The sequence below is a fragment of the Klenkia terrae genome, from assembly GCF_037083865.1.
Taxonomy (GTDB): Bacteria; Actinomycetota; Actinomycetes; order Mycobacteriales; family Geodermatophilaceae; genus Klenkia; species Klenkia terrae.
The window spans coordinates 73,000-94,154 of the sequence record NZ_JBAPLV010000008.1; the positions used below are offsets into that span (position 1 = coordinate 73,000).

At 71.2% G+C, this 21,155-nt stretch carries 21 protein-coding genes; 9 read left to right on the forward strand and 12 right to left on the reverse strand.

What is annotated here, in order from left to right:
- The first annotated feature begins 99 nt into the window (after positions 1-99).
- Complete coding sequence (locus UXQ13_RS09310; RefSeq protein ID WP_225232404.1) at positions 100-852, forward strand: cytochrome c biogenesis CcdA family protein; 753 nt, start codon at positions 100-102, stop codon at positions 850-852.
- Between the two features lie 592 nt (positions 853-1,444).
- Here UXQ13_RS09310 and UXQ13_RS09315 read toward each other — a convergent pair.
- Positions 1,445-2,383, reverse strand: a complete 939-nt coding sequence (locus UXQ13_RS09315) for a M56 family metallopeptidase (RefSeq protein ID WP_225232403.1) — start codon at positions 2,381-2,383, stop codon at positions 1,445-1,447.
- The gene (locus UXQ13_RS09320) at positions 2,380-3,003 is read right to left on the reverse strand and encodes a BlaI/MecI/CopY family transcriptional regulator (protein WP_336392223.1); all 624 of its coding nucleotides are present in this window, start codon (positions 3,001-3,003) and stop codon (positions 2,380-2,382) included. The genes UXQ13_RS09315 and UXQ13_RS09320 overlap by 4 nt, the downstream gene beginning before the upstream one ends.
- Before the next feature lie 83 nt (positions 3,004-3,086).
- On the opposite strand from UXQ13_RS09320, the gene UXQ13_RS09325 reads away from it, so the two are divergent.
- The 8 genes from UXQ13_RS09325 to UXQ13_RS09360 all read left to right on the forward strand — a co-directional run bounded on the left by UXQ13_RS09325 (position 3,087) and on the right by UXQ13_RS09360 (position 10,733).
- Positions 3,087-3,506: a DUF6153 family protein gene (locus tag UXQ13_RS09325; protein ID WP_263639349.1), complete on the forward strand. Its 420-nt coding sequence runs from the start codon at positions 3,087-3,089 to the stop codon at positions 3,504-3,506.
- A gap of 80 nt (positions 3,507-3,586) precedes the next feature.
- Complete coding sequence (locus UXQ13_RS09330) at positions 3,587-4,198, forward strand: DUF305 domain-containing protein (RefSeq protein WP_225232400.1); 612 nt, start codon at positions 3,587-3,589, stop codon at positions 4,196-4,198.
- Positions 4,199-4,320: 122 nt separating this feature from the next.
- Positions 4,321-5,235 (forward strand): potassium channel family protein, encoded by a 915-nt coding sequence (locus tag UXQ13_RS09335; protein ID WP_336392224.1) that lies wholly within the window; start codon positions 4,321-4,323, stop codon positions 5,233-5,235.
- A 204-nt stretch (positions 5,236-5,439) separates the two neighbouring features.
- Positions 5,440-5,745, forward strand: a complete 306-nt coding sequence (locus tag UXQ13_RS09340; protein WP_225232398.1) for a metal-sensitive transcriptional regulator — start codon at positions 5,440-5,442, stop codon at positions 5,743-5,745.
- Positions 5,746-5,837: 92 nt separating this feature from the next.
- Complete coding sequence (locus UXQ13_RS09345; protein WP_225232397.1) at positions 5,838-6,098, forward strand: heavy-metal-associated domain-containing protein; 261 nt, start codon at positions 5,838-5,840, stop codon at positions 6,096-6,098.
- 55 nt (positions 6,099-6,153) lie between these two features.
- Positions 6,154-6,345 carry a hypothetical protein gene (locus UXQ13_RS09350; RefSeq protein ID WP_225232396.1) on the forward strand — a complete coding sequence of 64 codons (192 nt, stop codon included), beginning with the start codon at positions 6,154-6,156 and terminating at the stop codon, positions 6,343-6,345.
- Positions 6,346-6,395: 50 nt separating this feature from the next.
- Entirely contained in the window at positions 6,396-8,762 is a 2,367-nt protein-coding gene (locus UXQ13_RS09355) for a heavy metal translocating P-type ATPase (RefSeq protein ID WP_225232395.1), read from the forward strand.
- A gap of 867 nt (positions 8,763-9,629) precedes the next feature.
- Positions 9,630-10,733, forward strand: coding sequence for a CopD family protein (locus UXQ13_RS09360; RefSeq protein WP_336392225.1), 1,104 nt, complete (start codon positions 9,630-9,632; stop codon positions 10,731-10,733).
- Between the two features lie 382 nt (positions 10,734-11,115).
- On the opposite strand, the gene UXQ13_RS09365 is transcribed toward UXQ13_RS09360, so the two are convergent.
- From UXQ13_RS09365 to UXQ13_RS09410, 10 genes are all read right to left on the reverse strand, one after another.
- A complete protein-coding gene (locus UXQ13_RS09365; protein WP_225232393.1) occupies positions 11,116-11,622 on the reverse strand; it encodes a class I SAM-dependent methyltransferase in 507 nt (168 codons plus the stop codon).
- Between the two features lie 147 nt (positions 11,623-11,769).
- Positions 11,770-13,161, reverse strand: a complete 1,392-nt coding sequence (locus UXQ13_RS09370; protein WP_336392226.1) for an ATP-binding protein — start codon at positions 13,159-13,161, stop codon at positions 11,770-11,772.
- Positions 13,162-13,207: 46 nt separating this feature from the next.
- Positions 13,208-13,891, reverse strand: a complete 684-nt coding sequence (locus UXQ13_RS09375; RefSeq protein ID WP_225232391.1) for a response regulator transcription factor — start codon at positions 13,889-13,891, stop codon at positions 13,208-13,210.
- Between the two features lie 46 nt (positions 13,892-13,937).
- Positions 13,938-14,621 carry a prolipoprotein diacylglyceryl transferase gene (locus UXQ13_RS09380; protein ID WP_225232390.1) on the reverse strand — a complete coding sequence of 228 codons (684 nt, stop codon included), beginning with the start codon at positions 14,619-14,621 and terminating at the stop codon, positions 13,938-13,940.
- 121 nt (positions 14,622-14,742) lie between these two features.
- Positions 14,743-15,072 carry a hypothetical protein gene (locus UXQ13_RS09385; RefSeq protein WP_336392227.1) on the reverse strand — a complete coding sequence of 110 codons (330 nt, stop codon included), beginning with the start codon at positions 15,070-15,072 and terminating at the stop codon, positions 14,743-14,745.
- A 368-nt stretch (positions 15,073-15,440) separates the two neighbouring features.
- Positions 15,441-16,853 (reverse strand): NADH-quinone oxidoreductase subunit N, encoded by a 1,413-nt coding sequence (locus tag UXQ13_RS09390; RefSeq protein ID WP_225232389.1) that lies wholly within the window; start codon positions 16,851-16,853, stop codon positions 15,441-15,443.
- Positions 16,854-16,860: 7 nt separating this feature from the next.
- Positions 16,861-18,351: a complex I subunit 4 family protein gene (locus UXQ13_RS09395; RefSeq protein WP_225232388.1), complete on the reverse strand. Its 1,491-nt coding sequence runs from the start codon at positions 18,349-18,351 to the stop codon at positions 16,861-16,863.
- A 70-nt stretch (positions 18,352-18,421) separates the two neighbouring features.
- Positions 18,422-20,296: a proton-conducting transporter transmembrane domain-containing protein gene (locus tag UXQ13_RS09400; protein ID WP_225232387.1), complete on the reverse strand. Its 1,875-nt coding sequence runs from the start codon at positions 20,294-20,296 to the stop codon at positions 18,422-18,424.
- Positions 20,293-20,595: an NADH-quinone oxidoreductase subunit NuoK gene (locus UXQ13_RS09405; RefSeq protein ID WP_225232386.1), complete on the reverse strand. Its 303-nt coding sequence runs from the start codon at positions 20,593-20,595 to the stop codon at positions 20,293-20,295. Before UXQ13_RS09405 ends, UXQ13_RS09400 begins: the two co-directional genes overlap by 4 nt.
- Complete coding sequence (locus UXQ13_RS09410) at positions 20,592-21,155, reverse strand: NADH-quinone oxidoreductase subunit J (protein WP_225232385.1); 564 nt, start codon at positions 21,153-21,155, stop codon at positions 20,592-20,594. Before UXQ13_RS09410 ends, UXQ13_RS09405 begins: the two co-directional genes overlap by 4 nt.

A 21,155-nucleotide genomic window follows, 5' to 3' on the forward strand; every position in this document is an offset into this window, starting at 1 on the left:
GGGGGATGGGCCGCGTCGCCTACGGTACTTAGTAGGTAGGCCGGAGTGGGAACCGGCTGCCGGCGTCACGGCACACGCCCGGATCTGAGGTAGGTGGGGATGGAGCTCTTCGCCCTGATGTCGTTGGCGCTGGTCGCCGGCGTCGTGTCCTTCACCTCCCCGTGCACGCTCCCGCTCCTCCCAGGCTTCGTCTCCTACGTCTCCGGGTTGTCCGGGGAGCAGGGTTCGGCGACGGCGGGTGGCGGGCCGCTGGCCGCCCCCGCGCGGCGGCGGGTCCTCGTGGGATCGCTGCTGTTCCTGATCGGCTTCGCGGCGGTGTTCACCACCCTGGGCGCCACGTCCTCAGCGCTGGGCTTCCTGCTGGTGCAGAACCTGCGGGGGATCAACCTCGTCGGTGGCGCTTTCGTCGTGCTGATGGGCTTGGCGACGGCCGGCCTGCTACCGCTGCCGTTCCTGCACCGGGAGTTCCGCACCGACCTTCGACGTTGGCAGCCCGGCCCCGGGGGTGCCCTGCCGCTGGGGGCTGCCTTCGCCTTCGGCTGGACGCCCTGCGTCGGACCGGTTCTGGCCTCCATCCTGACGACGGCCGCCGGTACGGCCACCGTCGGGCGCGGGGCCCTCCTCCTCCTCGCATACTCGCTCGGGCTCGGACTGCCGTTCCTGCTGCTCGCCAGGGGAATGGCCCGCGGCGGCGGCCGGCTCGGCTGGTTGCGGCGTCATTCCCGGCGGATCGAGGTCGCCGGGGGAATCCTGCTGGTCGGGATGGGCGTGGCCATGATGACGGGCGGATGGACCGCGCTGATGAGCCGGATGCTCGCGTTCTACGCACAACTGGGATGGCCTCCCATCTGACCGCCGGTTCACCCCCGGCTGCCGCGGTGGCCCGGCGCTCGACGCATACCCCCTCTCGTGGGCCGGCGCCGTCTGATGGTCCGCGGCCCCGGCTACTGGACGCCGTTCGTCCCTTCTGCGGCGCGTCGGGGTCAGGAGCGCGATGGCCTGCGGTCTCTGTGCCGGACCGGGCGGGAGTGGCCGTGAACGGCCACGTCAGCGGGATCTAAGAGGATCGTGGGCGACGAGGTGGGTCGCAGGACCCTCCCTCGCGGGTGCGCCCCCCACGACCGTCGGAGCTCCCCGCCCAGGCGTGCTCGTTCTGCAGACGCCCAGAGGGCGGTCGCGCCGACAGCCCGAGCACCGGGACCGCCAGCTTGTTGCACACCGAGCAGCTGACGGCAAAAGCGGCGAGCAGCCCCCGCGCCCGAGACCGGTTCGCTGGCGACCGGGCACCGTCACGGGGCGGACGCCGACGTGCTGGTCGTGGGTCTCCTCCGCGAGGCCTGAGGGTGCACTGCATGGAGGATCGGTGGGGCGCGTCACTGCGGCGCCGCGCCGGTCCTGTGCGCCTACTGCGCATCGGGGGAGAAGACGCGCGGTCTCCTGTGCGTCAGGCGACCACGCAGCCGACGACCTCGAGCGCCAGCCAACCTGCAGCGGCAGGGAGCGACAGTGCGGCGATCGCTGCTGCTGTGCAGCCCATCAGACGCATCGCTCGCGACGCGCCGATACTCCCGGTGGTCAGCCGTGTCAGCCTGGCCTGGGTGAGATGGCTGGCCATCGCCAGCCCGACTGCAGGCGTGGGTTGTCCGGTGAGACGAGACAATGCCTCCTGAACCGCGCCGGCACTGCAGCGGCGGGCAGCCTGGGCATCGGCGGCGAGTTCGATGAGGTCAGCGAGGGCGGCGGGTGCGGCACGCAGGAACGGACTCATCGCAAACGCGGCAGCGAGGGTCTCCACGATGGCGACGAGCAGGTGGTGTCGCCCGCGTAGATGTGCACGCTCGTGTTCCATCGTGGCCGCCAGCGCCCTGGGCGTCAGGTGGTGGCGGAGGGAGTCGCTCATGATGATGACGCCGGGACGACCGCCGATCGACAGGGCGAGCGGCCGGTCGTCGCGAACCCACAGGGGGTCACCCGACGGCATGCCGGCGGCCAGCAGGCGGAGCTGTTCCACGTGCGGGGCCGTCGATCGGCGACGTCGTCGCCGGACGGTGAGCGCCCAGCCGATCCGCAGGAGGATCGTCGCCACGCCGATGACGCCGACGGCGGCGAGGCCTTCACGCCAGCCAGGCAGAGATCCTGAGGAGAGAGCCGTCCAGCAGCCACCTGCCAGACGGAAGATTCCTGCTGCCGGGTGTTCGTCGGCTGGCAGGGCGAGCAGGGTGATGCTGGCGACCGTCGACACGATCAGCCCCACCGTGGACAACAACCATCCGGTCAGCAGGATCGTGGGGTCGAGCTGCCGGTCAGCGAGCCACTGCAGCGGACGGTGTCCGTGCATGCCTACGACTGCACTACCGACGAGCAGTCCGAGGACACCGTTCATGACTGAGACGCTCGCCGGGCCAGGGCCTTCCGCAGGACGGAGGATTCCTCCTCGGAGGCGGTCTCGGCGAAGTGCAGGAGAACCGACTGCGGGTCCCCCGACGCGTCGAGCACTTCGCGCAAGGACGCCGTCGCCGCCTCCTCGCGCGTGAGGCTGGGGCTGTACCTGTACGCCTTGCCGGTGGGTTCGCGGTGCACCACCCCCTTGCCGTGGAGGTGGCTGAGGACAGTCATGACGGTCGTGTACGCGAGCGTGCGGTGCGACGGCAGCCGCTCGAGCACCTCCCGGACCGTCAGAGGAGGGTGGGAGGACCAGAGGACGTCCATCACGGCGGCTTCCAGCTTCCCCAGTCGTGGCATCGCCGTTCCCTTCCGTCCGTCGGCGGCACCATCGAGCCTCCGCGTCGCGCTGGTCCTCTGACCTACGACCTGGAAAGAGAGCCTACGGGAGCGGAAGTTCTCCAGGTTCCTGTGCGGTGGACCATTCCAGCTCGAGTGGACGTGGGCGGTGGCTGCCCCACCGTGAGACCGGACGAGGTGCTCTGGGCAGGGACGGCGACCAGTCGGCTGCGGCTGCCCCCACTGCGCGGTGCGGCCGGTCTCCTGTCCGCCTGCGCCCATTCCACCAGCGCCGTTCCACTACGGCCGGTAGTACCGTGGCTGCCGTGACGGGACTTGGCGCACCAGCGCGGCGACTCGGAGTCGTGCTCGTGCTGTTCGCGCTGATCTCGATGCACGGGTTGCAGTACCTGTCGGTCGGCCCCACTTCGGACCGACCTGCGTCGGCGAGCCCGGCCCACGGGATGGAGGTCGCCACGGACGGATCGGGCGCGGACCCCGTCGGGCTCGCCGACGGACCGGTGACGACGGGCGCAGACGGGGGGGCCCTGGCCGAGTCCCGGCCGCTGGTGGGGAACATGCCCGGTCACGGCATGCCGGCGCACGTCTGGTCGTTGTGCCTGGCCGTTCTCCTGGTCGCGTTCGCCGTGCTGGGCGCGGTGTACAGCCTGCGCTCGATGACCGCGCAGGCGGACGGAGCAGCGGCCGTTCCTCGCGGGTCCGTGCGACCGTCACGGCCCTCACGACCGCCCAATCTCTCTGCTCTCTGCGTCCTGCGGATCTAGGCCGACCACACCCGACCCCAGCGCGCTGCACGGGGTCAGACGGCACGGCCAACGACCTCATCATCGACAGGAGACATGCAATGACCCGCACCAATGTTCGACTCCACCGCCTCGCTGGCGGCCTCATCGCCGGGGCGGTCGTACTGACCGGCTGCTCCGGCGGTTCCGCCACCAGCGACACGAGCGCTCGGAGCTCCGCCAGTCAGTCCGCCAGTCAGTCCGCCAACTTCAACGACGTGGATGTCACCTTCGCGCAGGACATGATCGTCCACCACGAGGGGGCGCTCCAGATGGCTCAGCTGGCCGATGGGCGCGCTCAAGACCCGCGTGTCCTGGACTTGGCGGGCCGGATCGAGGCCGCCCAGGATCCGGAGATCCAGACCATGACCGGATGGCTGGAGGACTGGGGGCAGCCGACGTCCCCTGCGCAGTCCGGTGACATGTCGGGTGGCATGGACATGGGTGGCATGAACATGGACATCGAGGGCCTTGAGGCAGCCTCGGGGCCCGGGTTCGACCGGATGTGGCTGCAGATGATGACCGAGCACCACCTCGGGGCCGTGGACATGGCCCAGACCGAGATCGCCGACGGACAGAACGCCGATGCCATTGCGCTGGCGGAGCAGATCGTCGAGTCGCAGAGCGCCGAGATCGACGAGATGGGGACGATTCTGACCGAGCTCGGGGGCTGATTCCGGGCGAGTGGTGCTGTCGTCGTGCGACGGCAGCGCCACTCGTGCCCGCCCGTGTCACCTGTTTCGGCTGGCTGGCGGTGTCGAGGTCGGAGAGCTCTTGCGAACCGGAGGGTCCCACGATGATGCTGCTGGACCCGGCACTCGGTGCCCTGCTCCTGGTACTGATCCTCCGCGATGTCTTCCACACGCTCTTCCATCCCGCCGGCCAGGGCCGTCTCAGCCACCTCGTCCTCTCCGGGACGTGGCGGGTTGCCCGGTGGATCGGCGGCCCGACCCGTCTCGCCGAGCTCGCCGGGCCACTGGGCATGGTGGCCGTGGTCAGCATCTGGAGTTCGGGGGTCGTCTTCGGTGGCGCACTGGTCTACCTGCCGTACATCGACGGGTTCATGTACTCGACGGGTCTGAGCCCGACTGCGCGTGCGGATTTCCTCGACGCGCTCTACCTGTCGCTCACGACCACGAGCACGCTGGGTTTCGGTGACGTCGTCCCGACCGAGGGGTGGCTGCGCGTCGTGACACCGCTGCAGGCGCTGGTCGGGTTCTCACTCCTGACTGCCGCGGTGACCTGGGTTCTGCAGGTGTACCCGGCACTCAACCGGCGGCGCACGCTTGCGCTGCGGCTCACGACGCTGGAGCAGGCAAGCCTCCGCGAGGCACTGCCGCGGGCGGACTCCGCGATGCCAGCGCTGCTGCTCTCCGAACTGGCGGGACAGGTAGCGCAGATGCGCGTCGACCTGACCCAGTACGCCGAGACCTACTACTTCCGCTCCCAGGACTCCCGGACGTCGCTGCCCGCCGCCCTGCCGTATGCCCTGGACCTGGTCACCGCGGGTCGTTCCGGCATGCGTGCCGACGTACGCCTCGCGTCGGGCCACCTCGCACGGGCGCTGGAGGACCTGACAGACCATCTGGGCCGCGAGTTGCTGAGGACCACGGGTGACGTCGAAGGGGTGCTGATGGCCTACGCGCATGAGCACGGCGAGACGACGATCCTCGGTCGGGGGCGGGGGCCTGTGCCGGACAGTAGGAACTGACGAGGGCGTGGCACCCGACGAGTGCGTAGCCCGACGATGGGTAACCGGGCCGGCCGTCGCTCCCTCTAGGGGTTCCACCCGGATCGTCCCCGTCGGGCATCGGCAGTCGGAGTGGACGCACCTGGCAGGGGTTGCACACCACGGAGGGGCGTCGTACCGTTTGGATATACCCCTACCGGGTAATGGAATGCGTGGAGAGGGTGCATGGACACGAACGGTGGATCCGGACCGCATGGATACATCCATCGCAAGGACGACTACCTCAAGCGGCTACGCCGCATCGAGGGCCAGGCCCGCGGTCTGCAGCGGATGGTGGAGGACGAGAAGTACTGCATCGACATCCTCACCCAGGTGTCGGCCGTGACGAAGGCGTTGCGGTCCGTCGCTCTCGGTCTGCTCGACGAGCACATGAGCCACTGCGTGGTCGAAGCTGCCGCCGCAGGTGGTTCGGATGCCGAGCAGAAGCTGCGCGAGGCATCCGAGGCCATCGCCCGTCTCGTCCGCTCCTGAGCCAAGGCGTCGTCGAGGACCAGCGGGACCCAACCGGTCCCCGCTACGAGAACAAAGCGCAAGAACGACAAGAGATCCGAGAGGAACACCTGATGAGCACCACCACGTACACCGTCGTCGGCATGACCTGTGGGCACTGCGTCAACTCCGTGACCGAGGAGGTCACGCAGGTGCCCGGTGTCACGGGCGTCGACGTCGACCTGGCCAGCGGCGGCCTCACCGTCACCGGCGATGCCGACATCGACGACGCCGCCGTGCGGGCCGCTGTGGAGGAGGCCGGCTACGAGGTCGCCGCGCCGGTCGAACAGCCCGCGTCGGCGACATCGTCCGGCTGCGGGTGCGGCTGCAAGTGACGGGACGGCGGTCCGGGACACCGGACCGCCGTCCCGGCACCTCGAATCAAGAAGAGTGGACGTCAACAGCACTGCGGCCAAGGTCGGCGCCTATGTGGCCGGCCTCGCTGTCGCCTTCGCCTCGGCGTTCGGTATCGGCAGCGCCGTGGGCCCGGTCGGGCCGACGGCAGACCAGACCGAGTCGCCGGCACCGGCGTCGGACGCCGGCCACGACGGCATGGACATGGACGGCGACACCGGCAGCTGACCGGGTGTCCTCGGCCGACGCAGACCAGCGATTTCTGACAGGGAGAACCAGTGAGCTCCGCGACGAACAGCACGACATCGCCGGCCCCGGCCGGCGGTGACCAGGTCGAACTCGCGATCGGCGGCATGACCTGCGCGTCGTGCGCCATGCGGATCGAAAAACGGCTCAACAAGCTCGACGGCGTAAGCGCGACCGTCAATTACGCCACCGAGAAGGCCAAGGTGACCTTCGCCGATGGCGTCGCGCCCGACGACCTAGTGGCGGCCGTGGAGAAGGCCGGCTACACCGCCCGGCTGCCCGAGCCGCCCCGCCCGGAGATGACCGGTGCGGAGGGCGAGGAGCCCGACGGGCGGGATCCCGTCGCCCCGCTGCGCCAGCGCCTCCTGGTCTCCACCGTTCTCACGGTGCCCGTCATCGCGATGGCCATGATCCCGGCACTGCAGTTTACCTACTGGCAATGGCTGTCTCTCACGCTCGCCGCCCCGGTTGTGGTCTGGGGGGCCTATCCCTTCCACCGGGCTGCCTGGACGAACCTGCGACACGGCGCGTCCACCATGGACACGCTCATCTCGATGGGCACCCTGGCCGCCTTCGGGTGGTCGCTGTACGCGCTGTTCTTCGGCACGGCAGGCGTGCCCGGCATGACGCACGCGTTCGAGCTGACCATCAGGGCGACCGACGGCGCAGCGAACATCTACCTCGAGGTCGCCGCCGGGGTGACCACGGCGATCCTCGCCGGCCGGTACGTCGAGGCACGGTCCAAGCGGCGCGCCGGCGCGGCACTGCGGGCGCTGCTGGAACTGGGTGCCAAGGAGGTCTCCGTCCTGCGCGGCGGGCGCGAGGAGCGGATCGGCGTCGACCGGCTGGCCGTCGGTGACCTGTTCGTCGTCCGCCCGGGGGAGAAGATCGCCACCGACGGCGTGATCACCGAGGGCTCCTCGGCCGTCGACGCCTCGATGCTCACGGGTGAGTCGGTCCCGGTGGAGGTCGGGCCCGGGGACGGCGTGGTCGGCGCCACCGTGAACGCCGGCGGCCGCCTCGTGGTGCGGGCGACCCGCATCGGCTCCGACACCCAGCTCGCGCAGATGGCGCGGCTGGTGGAGGAGGCGCAGAACGGCAAGGCCCAGGTCCAGCGGCTCGCCGACCGCGTGTCGGGGATCTTCGTGCCGATCGTCATCGCCCTGGCCGTCGCCACCCTGGGCTTCTGGCTGGGCACTGGCGCAGGCATCACGGCCGCCTTCACCGCCACGGTCGCCGTCCTGATCATCGCCTGCCCCTGCGCCCTGGGGTTGGCCACGCCGACCGCGCTGATGGTCGGCACCGGCCGGGGTGCGCAGCTCGGCATCATCATCAAGGGCCCCGAGGTCCTCGAGTCCACCCGCAAGGTCGACACCGTCGTCCTGGACAAGACCGGCACCGTGACCACCGGCCGGATGACCCTGCTCGACGTCGTCCCCGCCGCCGGCGAGGACACCGGCCGGCTGCTGCGGCTGGCCGGCGCGCTGGAGGATGCCTCCGAGCACCCCATCGCCCGGGCGATCGCCACGGCGGCCACCGAGCGCCACGGCGCCCTGCCACCGGTAGAAGGATTCAGCAACGTCGAGGGACTCGGCGTCCAGGGGATCGTCGAGGGGCACGCCGTGATCGTCGGCCGGGCCCGGCTGTTCGCCGAATGGTCCCAGCAGCTGTCCGCCGACCTCGAGCGGGCCACGGCCGCCGCAGAGGCGGACGGGAAGACGGCCGTCGTTGCCGGCTGGGACGGCGCCGCCCGCGGAGTCTTCGTCGTCGCTGACGCCATCAAGGAGACGTCGGCCGAGGCCATCCGCCAGTTGCGGGACCTCGGGCTCACCCCGGTGCTGCTGACCGGGGACAACCAGACCGTGGCCCGGTCGGTCGCCGCCCAGGTGGGCATCACCGAGGTCATCGCCGAGGTGCTGCCGCGGGACAAGGTCGACGTGGTCAAGCGGCTCCAGGGCGAGGGCAAGGTCGTCGCCATGGTCGGTGACGGGGTGAACGATGCCGCCGCGCTCGCCCAGGCCGACCTCGGCCTGGCCATGGGCACCGGAACCGATGCCGCGATCGAGGCCAGTGACCTGACGTTGGTACGGGGCGACCTGCGGGCCGCGGCAGACGCGATCCGGCTGTCCCGGAAGACCTTGGGCACGATCAAGGGCAACCTCTTCTGGGCTTTCGCCTACAACGTCGCGGCGCTGCCGCTCGCCGCTGCGGGCCTGCTCAACCCGCTGCTGGCCGGAGGTGCGATGGCGTTCTCGTCGGTGTTCGTGGTCTCCAACAGCCTGCGTCTGCGTCGGTTCAAGGCCCTCGCATCGGACACAGCGGACGGCAGAGCGGGGACGGGTCGACCGATCGATGCAGGTCAGCGGTCGGATGAGGTTGTTGAGGACAGCCGACGGTGAGCGCGTGCCCGGAACCCCCACGTCAGGGGCAGCCGCGCCGCACACTCCTTCGGGGCATCAGCGAGGCAGCCCGGACCTGCGGGCCGGCGATCAGGAGCGCGGCCACCAGCCCGAGAACGTTGCCGTCCCCGGTGCGGGCGTAGACGGATCAGGTCGCAGCGCAGGGGGACGGTGGCGGTCGGGCCGGCCTGGAGGACCGCACGGCCGGTCTTGCGTGCACGCATCGGGGCGGCGGCCACCTTCGGTCGCCGGGACCTCCTCGGTGGTGCAGGAGGCGGCGTCGATCGGCACCAGCAGGATCGCACCCCCGCCGTGACCGCGGCCCGGGCGCAGTCGGGGCGAACACCTCGTAGAAGATCATCTCACCCAGTCGACCGGCCTGGGTGCGCAGCACCCCCCGCCACGCCCCGGGCCGGCAGCGCGCCGTCGGGACTTCACGCCACCGCAGCGCCCCGGAACCCGTCCTGGTGGATCTCGATCAGCCCGGCGACCACTGTGCCCCGGCCCGCCGGGGCACATCTGCGACCCCAGCAGCTTCGGGTGTTCCGGCGACGGGGCCGGTGACGCCCAAGCTGCGGGCCCGTCGGCCACAGCGTCGACGGACGCGGCGTGCGCCAGCTGGGTAATCCCGCTCAGGTCGGCCTGAGAGTCGGCTCCCGCGGTCAGCCCGGCCGACAGGGCGGTGTCACCGTCGGACCAGGCTGCCGTCGCCACGTCCACGCAGACGAGATCCCGAGGAACGGGTGGTTGGCGCAGGCGGAGGGCACGACCTAGATTGGGCGGGGCCGGGGCCGGGGGCGGGGGCCGCCGGCGAGGACCTGCCGGTGACAACCGGCGTCTACGGTCGCCGAGGCGACGCACACCTCGGTGCGGCCGGGGACGGGAGATCGTCAAGGGATGACTGTCGTGGGCCGTCGGGTCCGAACCAGGTACGGATCCCGAGCCGCCTTCTGGCTCACACCACTCGGGGTGGCCGTGCTCGTCGGCGTGGCCGCCGTGCTGGCCGTCGGGGCTGTCATGACTGTGCCCTCAACCGGCCACCCCACCCCCGACATCCGGGTGGGGTGGGTGCTGCCGGCCAGCCGGCTTGTCTCCGATGTCAGCGGAGCTGTCACCGTGGGCTGTCTGGTCGCGGCTGGATTGCTGGTGCCCGGGGCCCGGTTCGTCAGCCCGGCGGGATATCAGTGGCTGCGGGCCGCGACCTGGTCCGCCGCCTTCTGGGCGCTGGCCGGGGCGCTGGCCCTGCCGGGCCTGCTGGCCGAGTTCCTCGACTCCGGTCTCGGCCAGGCGTCGCCGGTGGCCCTGTTCAGCTTCGTCCGCGACGTGCCCGAGGGGCGGGCGCAGGCGGCAGTGGTGCTGCTGACAGGACTGGTCGCGGTGGCCAGCCGCACGGTGCTGACCATGGCGGGCACCCGGGCGATGCTGCTGGTGTCCCTCCTGGCGACCGTGCCACCGGCCGTCATCGAGTACCTGGAGGACGACGGCAGCCGCGTCCTCAATGTCGCCGCCCTGGTCGGCATGATGCTGCACATCGCCGGGGCGCTGGCCTGGTCCGGCGCGCTCGTCGCCCTGCTGCTGCTCGGTAGCGGACCCGAGCGAACTCTCGCCGTGCGCCGGTTCAGTCGGGTCGCGCCGCTGCTCGTGCTCGCTGTGGGAGTGAGCGGGCTGCTCAGTGCGGCCGTCGTGCTGGAGGCACCGGGCCAGCTCCTCAGCACGGATTTCGGCCGCCTCGTGCTGCTGAAGGCCCTTGCGCTGGGTGGGCTGGTCACCGTCGGTTGGTGGCATCGGCACCGCTCGCTGCCGGCCCTCGACGCCGGAGACCGCTGGGTGTTCCGGCGCGTCGCCTGGGTGGAGCTGATGATCTTCGCGGCGACCATGGGACTGGCGGTGGCGCTGTCCCGGACGCCGGCGCCCGATGTGGACGAGCCGAGCGCGGTCGGCGCAGCGTCCGTCGTCGTGACAGCGGTGTGAGGTGGGGTGAGGATCAGCCGGTGGGCCCTCGCCCGGCCCGGGCTCGGCCGGGCCGTTGGTTCGTGAGCGGGGTTCACGGCCGACGAGGATCGAGTCGAGCACCTAGGTGTACCCGGCCAGGACCTCGGTGACAGGCGGGTAGTTGATCTTTGGGGGGGCCTCCGGGTGAGGTGTGGCTTGTCGAAGGTCACGCCCACCACCCGGAGGTCCTGGTGTCGCACGCTAACGCCCGTCTGAACGTCCTTCGCCCGTACCCTGATCGTCACCCGGTTTGGACGGATGTCGTATCAAGGCCCGCTGGCGGAGGTTCTGAGGCACGGCAGGGCGCTGCGATGGACCACGACGGCGAGCCGCCGGCCCGCAGCACGTTCGTCCAGCGCCTTCAGCGAACGGTCGCCGACTCAGCTGGGTTGGCAGCGCGCAGGTGGGGTGCGGGCTCCTGTCGGGGCTTCCGGCACCCCAGGCGCAGCACGACGCCGAGCCTGGACCGACTCAACTGCTCGATCTTCAACCCGGCGGCGCGCACGGCCATCTCGGGGCGGCGGAGCAGGTGATCCGCCGCTACCCGGACGACGAGTGGATCCAGCATCCGTTGCACCGCCCGCACCCTCGGCGAGGGGCTGGCGACGTGGTCCAGCAGCACCAGCCGGCCACCGGGACGCAGCACCCGGGCCATCTCCAGGACCGCGGCCTCGTCGTCCGGGATGCTGCACAGGGCCAGGGTGGCGATCACCGTGTCGAAACTGGCGTCCGGGAACGGCAGCTGTTGCGCGTCGCCCTGCTGCAGATCGACCGGCCGCCCCAGCCGCGCGGCGAGGGCCCGGACGCGGTCGACCCTGGCCGGACTGAGATCGAGGCCGGTGAGTCGGACATCCGCGGGCGTGCCCACAAGCCCATTCCCGGTCGCCGGAGACGAGGAGCCGCTCGGCGACGGCGATGATCTTGTCGTAGTGGTGAGCCTGCCGGTCGTAGATCGCGCGAACCCCGCGCGGTGTCCGTCCGTGCCGGGGGGTCGGTCGCGACGCCGGAGAAGCACTCACTGCCTTTCCTTGGTGGCTGTCGCTGCGGGCTGCCGGCGACCGGCGTCAGCCGAGGGACGCGGTGGCCGTGGTCCGACGTCTGCAACCCGCGGGTCGGTTGCAGGCAACGTGACCGTGAGTATCGCGCCCCCGGACTCGGCGTTGGCGGCAACGATCGTGCCGCCGTGCGCGTGGACGAGTGCGGCGACGACGGCCAGCCCGATGCCGGAGCCGTTGGCGCGGGCTCCGCTGCCGCGGAAGTAGCGGTCGAAGACCCGGGGGATCTCCTCCGCCGGAATCCCCGGCCCGTCGTCGCGGACCGTCATCTGGACCTGGTGGTTGCTGCAGCCTGTGCTGACATCGACGCGCCCGCCGGCAGGGACGAACTTGGCCGCATTCGTGAGCAGATTGGTGACCACCTGTGCGAGCCGGACAGGGTCGCCGGTGACCTGGGCCGGCGCGAGTCGGAGTGCCACCTGCAGCTGTCGCTCGGCGAAGCGCGGCTCCAGTCCGGCGACGACGGATCGAACGACGTCGGGGAGATCCACTCGAATGCGTTGCAGCGAGAAGGAGACCGCATCAGCGCTGGTCATCGTCTCCAGGTCGGCGACCAGGCGGCCCAGGCGCATGGTCTCCTCGTGCAGCGAGGAGATCATCTCCGGTGTCGCGTCGAGGACGCCGTCCTGGACGGCCTCCAGCTGGCTGCGCAAGATCGCCAGCGGCGTGCGCAGCTCGTGGGCGACGTCGGCGGCGAAGGACTGCCGAAGGGACTCCTGCTGCTCGGCAGAGGAGGCCAGTTCGTTGAAGGCTCGCGCCAGCTCGGCTACCTCGTCCTCGCCGGTCACCGCGGCTCTCCGGCTGCGCTCACCGCTGCGCAGGTCGTGCGCCGCGGCGGTCAGTTCGGCGACCGGCCTGGTGATGCGTCGGGCGAGCAGCAGGCCCAGCACGGACGCGACCACGGCCACCGCGAGACCACCGGCCAGCATCAGGCCGTTGACACTCGTGCGGAAGTCCTGGTCGGCCACCGGCACGCTGCCTTCCGCAAGGGCCATCACCAACGTGCCCCGGGGTTGTCCGTCGATCGTGACCGGAACATCAACCGGCTCGGCCAGCGGCCCGGAGCCCATCATCCGCTGATGCATCGCGGCCATCCCGGCCGTGTCGCTGCCGGCGGTCGGCCAGATCAGCTGGCCGGCCGGATCGAGCAGGCGCACGTCGGCGCCGGCCATGGCCAGGCCCGGTCCCAGCTGCTCCAGGCGGTCGACGTCCCAACCACCGGCCGGGGAGAATGCGGTGGTCACCGCAGCGGAGATCTGCTCGATCCGGGCGGTCCGTTGCTGGTCGAGGTAGGAGTCGAAGCGACTCCGGAATGCGAGGTTCACCAGCAGTGCGGCGAGCAGCGCGGCCACGACGGCGATCACCGCGAAGCCCAGTCCCAGACGCCGCCCCAGTGAGCTACGCATCGGGGCGCGCACCGAACTTGTAACCCACGCCTGGCACGGTGACGACGAACGTCGGCTCACGGGGGTCGTCACCGAGCTTGCGGCGCAGGTTCTTCACGTGCGCGTCGACGGTCCGCTCGTATCCTTCGTAGCCCTGCCCTTGGACGCGGCTGACCAGCTCGTACCGCGACCACACACGACCGGGGCGCGACGACAGGGTCACCAGGAGATCGAACTCGGTGCGGGTGAGGTCCAGCGGAGCAGCGTCGAGGACGGCCTCCCGGCTCTCCCGGTCCAGTGACAGGCGGCCGCCGAGGAAAGTGGGGATCCGGCCGTCCGGGCCTATACCGCCCCGACGGAGCACGGCCTCGACCCGGGCGACGAGTTCCCGGGGGCTGAAGGGCTTGGTCACGTAGTCGTCGGCGCCCAGCCGCAGGCCTGCGATCCGGTCCCCCTCGCTGGCCCGTGCGGTCAGCATGATCACCGGGATCTCACTGGACCTGCGCAGCAGGCGTAGCAGCTCCTCACCCGGGATGTCGGGGAGCCCCAGGTCCAGGACCAGCAGGTCCGGGCTGAGCCGCTCGGCCGTCTCCAGCGCAGCCAGTCCGGTGTCGGCCTGCAGGACCCGGAAGCCCTCGCGCCGCAGATAGGCACTGACGAGCTCCCGGATCTTGTCCTCGTCGTCGACGACGAGCACCGTGGCCAGGTTCCTGTCGGGTGCGCCTTCTGTGGTTCGCACCATCTCAGCCGGCCCTGGTCAGGGTCGGGGAGCGGCGGAACCGGTCGGCCCGGTCGGCGACCAGGAGGCCAACTCCCCCGGCCACCAGCGCCAGGGACCACGACCGGGGCTGCGTCAGGCCCAGTGTCATCGGCGTCCATCGGCTGCGCAGTTCCCACAGCAGCCCCCCGAGGGCGATGGCGACGACCGCCTCGTAGAGCGCCGTCGGGTGGACAGGGACGGTGGTGGGCATCGTCCCGTTCGGGAAGGCCATGGCCCACGGTAACTCCGCCGATGTCCCGTAGGTGCCGTCCCCGGACAGGAGGCAGCCGGTGCGGCCGACCCCGTAGGCGAAGGACGGCGGCGCAGCGACGATTCCGGCCAGCGGCACCAGCGGCATTCCGCACCGCCGGGCCAGGACCACGACCGTCAGCGCACCGGCGATGAGACCGCCGTACCAGGTGAAGCCGGACGATCCGAAGGAGAGCGGGGAAAGGCTTCCGGCGTGCTCGGCCAGGTAATACAGCTCGCCAGCCACGAAGCCCAGGACCGTGGCCCAGACGACAAGCGACCACGCTCGGTCGGGATCCCAGCCCAGCCGACGGAGCTCCCGGGCCGAGAGGTAGCAGGCGAGCAGGGCAGCGGCCACCTTGCTCGCGTCGTAGCTGTTGATCGGGAAGCCGAGCATCTCGAACAGGACGGGCCGCACCGGATGTTGCCCTTCTCGTCGTCGTCGTCGTCGTCGCGCTGCCCGCAGGCAGCACAGCCGGCGGCACCGGGCTCCTGCGGGGCGTCAGCTCAGGGGCGTCAGCCGCCGACGGCGGGCACCGTCACGGCGTGCCGGGGTCGTTCTGCCCACCGGCGCCGCCCCCGTTCCCCATGTCCCCGCCGGACATGCCGCCCATGTCCCCGCCGGACATGCCCCCCATGCCCTCCATCAGTGAACGCATCTGCTCCTGCATCTGGGAGTCCGACATCATGTCCGACATCAGCGTCTTCATCCCCTCGATGAACGCCGGGTCGTTCATCATCGTGCCCATGTCCGACCCGGACCCCGAGGTGTCCGAGTCCGAACTGGCCAACGCCGCGGCTGGGATCCCGATGATGGCGCCTCCGACGACCACGCCGGCTGCCAAGGTGACGATCGATCGCTTGTTCATGCCTGTCTCCTTCTCGATGGGCGGATCACCTGTGCGGTGACCTGACTCGAGAGTGCCCGCGGTGTGTGAAGAACGTGTGCGCTCGCCGCGTGGATCCGACGCGGTTGCGCCGGGGCCGCACCCCGGACCGGGGCCGACCACGGATACCACGGGGCGCCGGCCCCCGGCGTCCGCGATGATCAGCGACTTCCCGGGGACGGGCCAGTGACAGGCTCCGCCTGCTCCCGACGAGCAGGCTGACGGTGCGTGTTCGTCGTGTCGTCGTCCGTCAGCAGGGACGTCGCGCTGATCAGCGACACACCCGGCACGACGTTCGTCCAGCTGAGGCCGGCTTGCCGGTGGTGGGCCGTCGTGGTCCTTCGCCGACGTCAGCGAGCGCCCAGCGACGTCTCCACCACGGGCGCGAGGCTCACCACGATGACTCCGAGGACGAGCACCCCCACCCCGCCCGCGACGGCGGCTGCTGTCGCGAACGGCGCGAGCCCCGCGGCCGGTTCCATCGAGTCGTCCCGGCGGAAGGCCGGGCCCAGCCAGCGCAGGTAGTAGAAGAGACTGGCCACGGTGTTGACCGCGGCGATGACGACGAGCCAGGCGAAGCCGCCGTCCCAGGCGACGGTGAACACGCCGAGCTTGCTGAGGAACACCGCGGTCGGCGGGGTGCCGACCAGGCTGAGCAGGCTCACCACGAGGGCGGACCCCAGCCAGGGATGAGTGGTCGCCAGGCCCGTGTAGTCCTCGACGGTGCGTCGTCCCGGCGCGGCGGCGATGACGGCGAAGGCGGTGAGGTTCGTGACGGCGTAGCCGCCCAGGTAGACCAGCAGCGCGGGCAGGGCGGCCGCCGTCCCACCGACGACGGCGACGGGAAGGAGCAGGTAGCCGACCTGGCTGACCGTCGACCAGCCGAGCAGGCGCCGGACGTCGGTCTGGGCTAAGGCCGCGAGGTTGCCCACGGTCATGGTGACCGCGGCGAGGACGGCGACGAGCAGCGGCCAGTCCACCGAGTCCGGCATCACGGTCATCAGCCGGTACGCCGCGAGAAGCGCGCCCAGCTTGGGGATCGTGGTGAGGAACGCCGCGGCGGGCGTGCCCGCGGCCTGGGCTGCGTCGGGCACCCAGAAGTGCCCTGGTACGCCGCCGGCCTTGAACATCAACCCGCCCAGGACGGCGAGGAGGCCGAACGCGACGGCGGCGGCCGGCGCACGGGCGAGGCCCAGGGCGAGCTCGGGGTAGGCGGTCGCGCCGCCCACGCCGTAGAGCACGCTGACGCCGAGCATGAGGACGATGCCGAACAGTGCGCCCAGCAGGTAGGTCTTCATCGCCGCCTCGGCCGCGCCGGGCGAGCGCAGCATCCCGATCAGGCCGTAGAGGGGGATGCTGCCCAGCAGGAAGCTGGCGACGAGTACGAGCAGATCGGTGGTGCTGCCCATCACCACCGCGCCCAGTGCGCTGAGCAGCAGCAGGGCGTAGGTCTCACTCTCCCGGCGGGTGCCGGCGAGCTCGTCGACGCCCAGCCCGATGACGAGCAGGGTGGCGGCGACGACGACCAGCCGGAGGAACACCGTGCCGGTGTCGATGATGAAGGTCGTCCCGTAGACGGACTGGATCGGATCGCCGAGTGCTGCGGCGGCGGCGATGCCCGCGCCGAGCAGTGCCGCCACGGCGACCAGCCGGGCGATCCACTGCCGGTGCCGGGGCAGGAAGGAGCCGGCCAGGAGCGTGAGCACCGCGCCGAGGATCAGGAAGATCTCCGGGAGCAGGGCGAGGGGTTTCTCGTCTGACACGATGCGCCTACCGGCTGACCAGTTCGACCACGGCGGCCGAGCCGGGGGCGATCAGGTCCAGCAGCGGCCACGGGACGACACCGATGAACAAGGCGAGCACCAGCAGCCCCGCGATCGGCAGGGTCTCGCGCAGGTGCAGATCGGGAAACCCGACGGCCCGGCCCCCCACGGTGCCGGTGAGCAGCTTCTGAGCCGAGCGGAGGAACAGTGCGGCGGTGATCAGGATGCCGGGCAGCGCGAGGGCGGCGACCCAGGTGGCGCCGATGCTGCCGGCGAAGACCTGGAACTCGGCGATGAACCCGCTGAATGCCGGCAGGCCCAGCGAGGCGAACCCCCCGATGGCGAACAGCGTCGCGAACCGCGGGGCCGGGTCGGCCAGGCCGCCGAACTCACCCATCTCATAGGTCTCGCGGCGGTCGTACAGGACCCCGGCCAGCAGGAACAGCGCCGCGGTGATCAGGCCGTGGCTGACCATCTGGGTGACCGCGCCGACGACCGCCAGCTCGCGGGCCGCGGCCGTGTCGTCGGCGAGGATCCCGGCGGCGCCGACGGCCACGACGACGTAGCCCATGTGGTTGACCGAGGTGTAGGCGATCATCCGCTTGACGTTGCTCTGCGCCAGGGCCACGAGTGCGCCGTACAGCACCGAGACGATCCCGACGATCAGGATGACCCAGGACCACGCCTGCCACGCCTCGGGCAGCACCGGCATGGCGATCCGGACGAAGCCGTAGGTGCCCATCTTCAGCAGGATCGCGGCCAGCACGGCCGAGCCGACGGCGCTGGCGTCGGTGTGCGCCGGCGGCAGCCAGGTGTGGAAGGGCACGGTCGGGGTCTTGACGGCCAGACCGAGCAGGATCGCGGCAAGCACCAGCCCGCCGACGACGGGGCGCCCGGCCAGCGGCGCGGCGGCCACCAGCTCGGGGATGTCGAAGGTGTGCGGATCGGCGGCCAGGTAGAGGCCGATGAACCCTAGCAGCAGGGCCAGGCTGCCCAGGAAGGTGTAAAGGAAGAACTTCAGCGCCGAGCGGGCCGCGTTGCCGTGTCCCCACCCGGCGATGGCGAAGTACATGCCGACGATCGACAGGTCGAAGAACAGGAAGAACAGAATGAGGTCCTGGGCGACGAACAGGCCCAGGGACACCGACTGCAGGAAGAGGAACAGCGCCGCCTGCTGACGCGGCCGGCGGTCCTCGCGGATCGCATACACCGCGCAGGCGGTGAAGACCACCGCGGTCAGGGCGACCAGCGGCAGGGACAACCCGTCGACGCCGACGTGGTAGCTGCTGTTGACCGACGGGATCCAGCGCAGCCGTTCCTCGAAGGCCAGGCCGCCGTCCGGGGGCGTGTCGTATCCGGCGACGAGCACCCCGATGAGGAGGAGCTCGGCGACGGTGACCACCAGCCAGGACCAGCGGGCGGCACGGTCGGGCATGGCGGGCAGCACCGCCAGGATCAGGGCCGCGGCGAGGGGCAGGAATACGATCAGGCTGAGCACGAAAGCGCTCCCTTCCTGCAGATGTCCGACAGTCGTCCTCCGGGTGTCCCGTTGTGGGAGCGGGTCGCCGTCATATGAGCACCACCAGCAACAGGACCAGACCTGCGCCCAGAACCACGGCGGCCTGGATGTAGTACTCGTGCAGCTGGCCGGTCTGGGTTCGCCGGACCAGGCCGCCGAGCCGGCGGGTCCCGGTGGCCACCCCCTGGACCGCGCGGTCGACGCCGCGATCGTCGACCTCGGCGGCGACCGTTGCGGCGCGGACGGTGCCAGGGCCGGTGGCGTCCACCGCCCGGTCGAGCACCCGGTCGTCGAAGCGGGCCAGCGCCTCGGCCACTTGCAGCACCGGCCGGACGACCAGCGCCTGCGTCGCCGGCCCGAGCCCCAGCCACCGCGCGGCCCAGCGCGGCTCGGGCAGCGGCCAGCGGGCCACGGCCAGCACCACCACGACGGCCAGCACGGCCGAGATCGCAAGCTCCAGGACGCCGGGCCTGGGGGCCGCGGTCTCACCGAGGGCACGGCGGAGAGCCTCGCCGACGGGCGGCCAGACGAGCAGCCCCAGGACGGCAGCGCCACCGGCCAGGACCACCAGGGAGATTTTCTCCGCGACGCCGACGTGCCTGGTGCCTTCCTGCTCGGTGTCGTACCCGGCCTCGGCATCGGCGGGCCGGTCCCGCCAGACGATCCACAGCACCTTGCCGGCGTAGGCGGCCGACAGCGCGGCGGCGGCCAGGCCGACGAGGTAGAGCGCCAGGGACTGCTCCCGCGCGGCGGCGAGGACGTCGTCCTTGGTGGCCCACAGCGACAGCGGCACCACCCCGGCCAGCGACAACGCACCGATCGCGGCGGCCACGCCGACGACCGGCCAGCGCCGCGCGGCGCCGCGCAGGGCGGACAGCTGCTTGGTGCCCAGGGCGGTCAGCCAGGCCCCGGCGACAAGGAACAGCAGTGCCTTGGTCGCGGCGTGCGCCACCAGCTGCGCGACGCCGCCGGACACGTTCGCGACACCGGCGGCGAGCACGACGAAGCCCAGCTGCGCGGAGGTGGAGGCGGCCAGCAGCTGCTTGAGATCGCTTTGTGCAACGGCGACCGCACCGAGGGCGAGCGCGGTGAGCGCACCAATCCAGGCCGTCGTGGTCGCCGCCCACCCGGTGGCCGCCAGCAGGGGCTCGATGCGCAGGAGCAGGTAGCCGCCCATCGCCACCATGGCGGCGGAGTGCAGCAGGGCGCTGACCGGGCTGGGGCCCTCCATCGCCCGGGACAACCAGAAGGAGAAGGGCAGCTGTGCGGCCTTGCCCAGCGCCGCGACCAGGATCCCGGCAGTCACGACGTCCCGCCAGGGGTCGGCCGCGCCGGGCAGGTCAGCCAGCACCAGACTGCTGCCACCGGCGAGGGCGGCGCCGGCGGCAAGGTAGAGCCCGAGGTCGGCGGTGCGGGTGGTGAGGAACGCCGTCGTCCCGGCCGAGACCCGGTCGGGCTCGCGCCACCAGTAGCCGATCAGCGCGAACGACGTCGCCCCCATGATCTCCCAGGAGAACAGCAGAGCCGGCAGTGTCGTGGCGGTTGCGGTGATCCCGACCGCGGCGGCGAACAGCAGCATCAGGCCGTGGAAGCGGGCCGGCCGGTCATCGATGTCCGCGGTGGCGAACAGCAGCACCAGCAGGGTCACCGCCGCGACCGTCACGACGACGACCGCCGAGAGCGCGTCGACGGCCAGGCCGAAGTCGGCGCCGGGCAGGAACGGCACGGCGGTCTGCGGGCGCAGCACCGCCACGGCGATCGCGGCGCCGAGGGCCAGCGCGGCCGCAGTGACGGACACGGCCGGCGCCGGACGGTCCGCGCGCCGCCCGACCAGGCACAACGCGGCACCGGCGACCGCCGGGAGGACGATGAAGGTCCACAGCAGGACCACGCCGGCGGTGCTCGTCCCCGTTGCACCGCTCACTGCGACAGATCCGTGGCCATGTCGGTCATGTCGGCGTCACGGCTGCGGTGCAGCAGGGTGGCGACCCCGAAACCCATGGCCATCTCCACGGTCATCGCGGTGATCACCACGAGCAGGAGGACCTGCCCGTCGGGGGCGGGGGAGAGGAACCACCAGAAGCCCGCGGCGGCCAGGATGACGCCGTTGAGCATGAGTTCCAGGCCCATCATGACCATGACGACGACCTGCTGGGAGATCGCGCCGTACAGACCCACGCTGAACAGCGCAGCGGCGACCAGGAGCACGGTCTGCAAGGTCATCGCTGCACCCCCTCGGGCCGGCGGGCCGTGGCAGAGCGCCGACGCAGGTCGTCGCCGAGCCGGTCGTAGCGGCCGCTGGGGGCAGCGAGCACGATCGCGGCGACGATGGTGGCGAAGAGAACCGGGCTGACCGTGATCATCACCAGCATCTTCGGGCCCATGAGCGCTTCGCCGAGGGCGACGGTGAGGTCGGTACCGGTGACGCCCCGGCGGCTGGGCCACGGGATGAACAGCGCACCGGTGGCCAGGACGGCGAACGTGCCGACGGCGACGGACAGGGCGCCCTTTGCGCTGTGCACCATGTTCATCGGCATGAGTGCCGGGTTCATGCCCATGAACATGATCATGTAGATGGCCATGATCGCCATCTCCATGACCATCATCAGCACGGTGATGACCCCGATGAACTCGAGATTCATCAGCAGCAGGCTCAGGCCGACCGCGACGAACGAGGCGGCCAGGGCGTAGGTGGCGCGGGCCATGGAGTCGACCACGAAGACCGCGACCCCGGCGGCGACGGCGATCACGGCCAGTACCCAGAAGACGATGTCGGTGAGCAT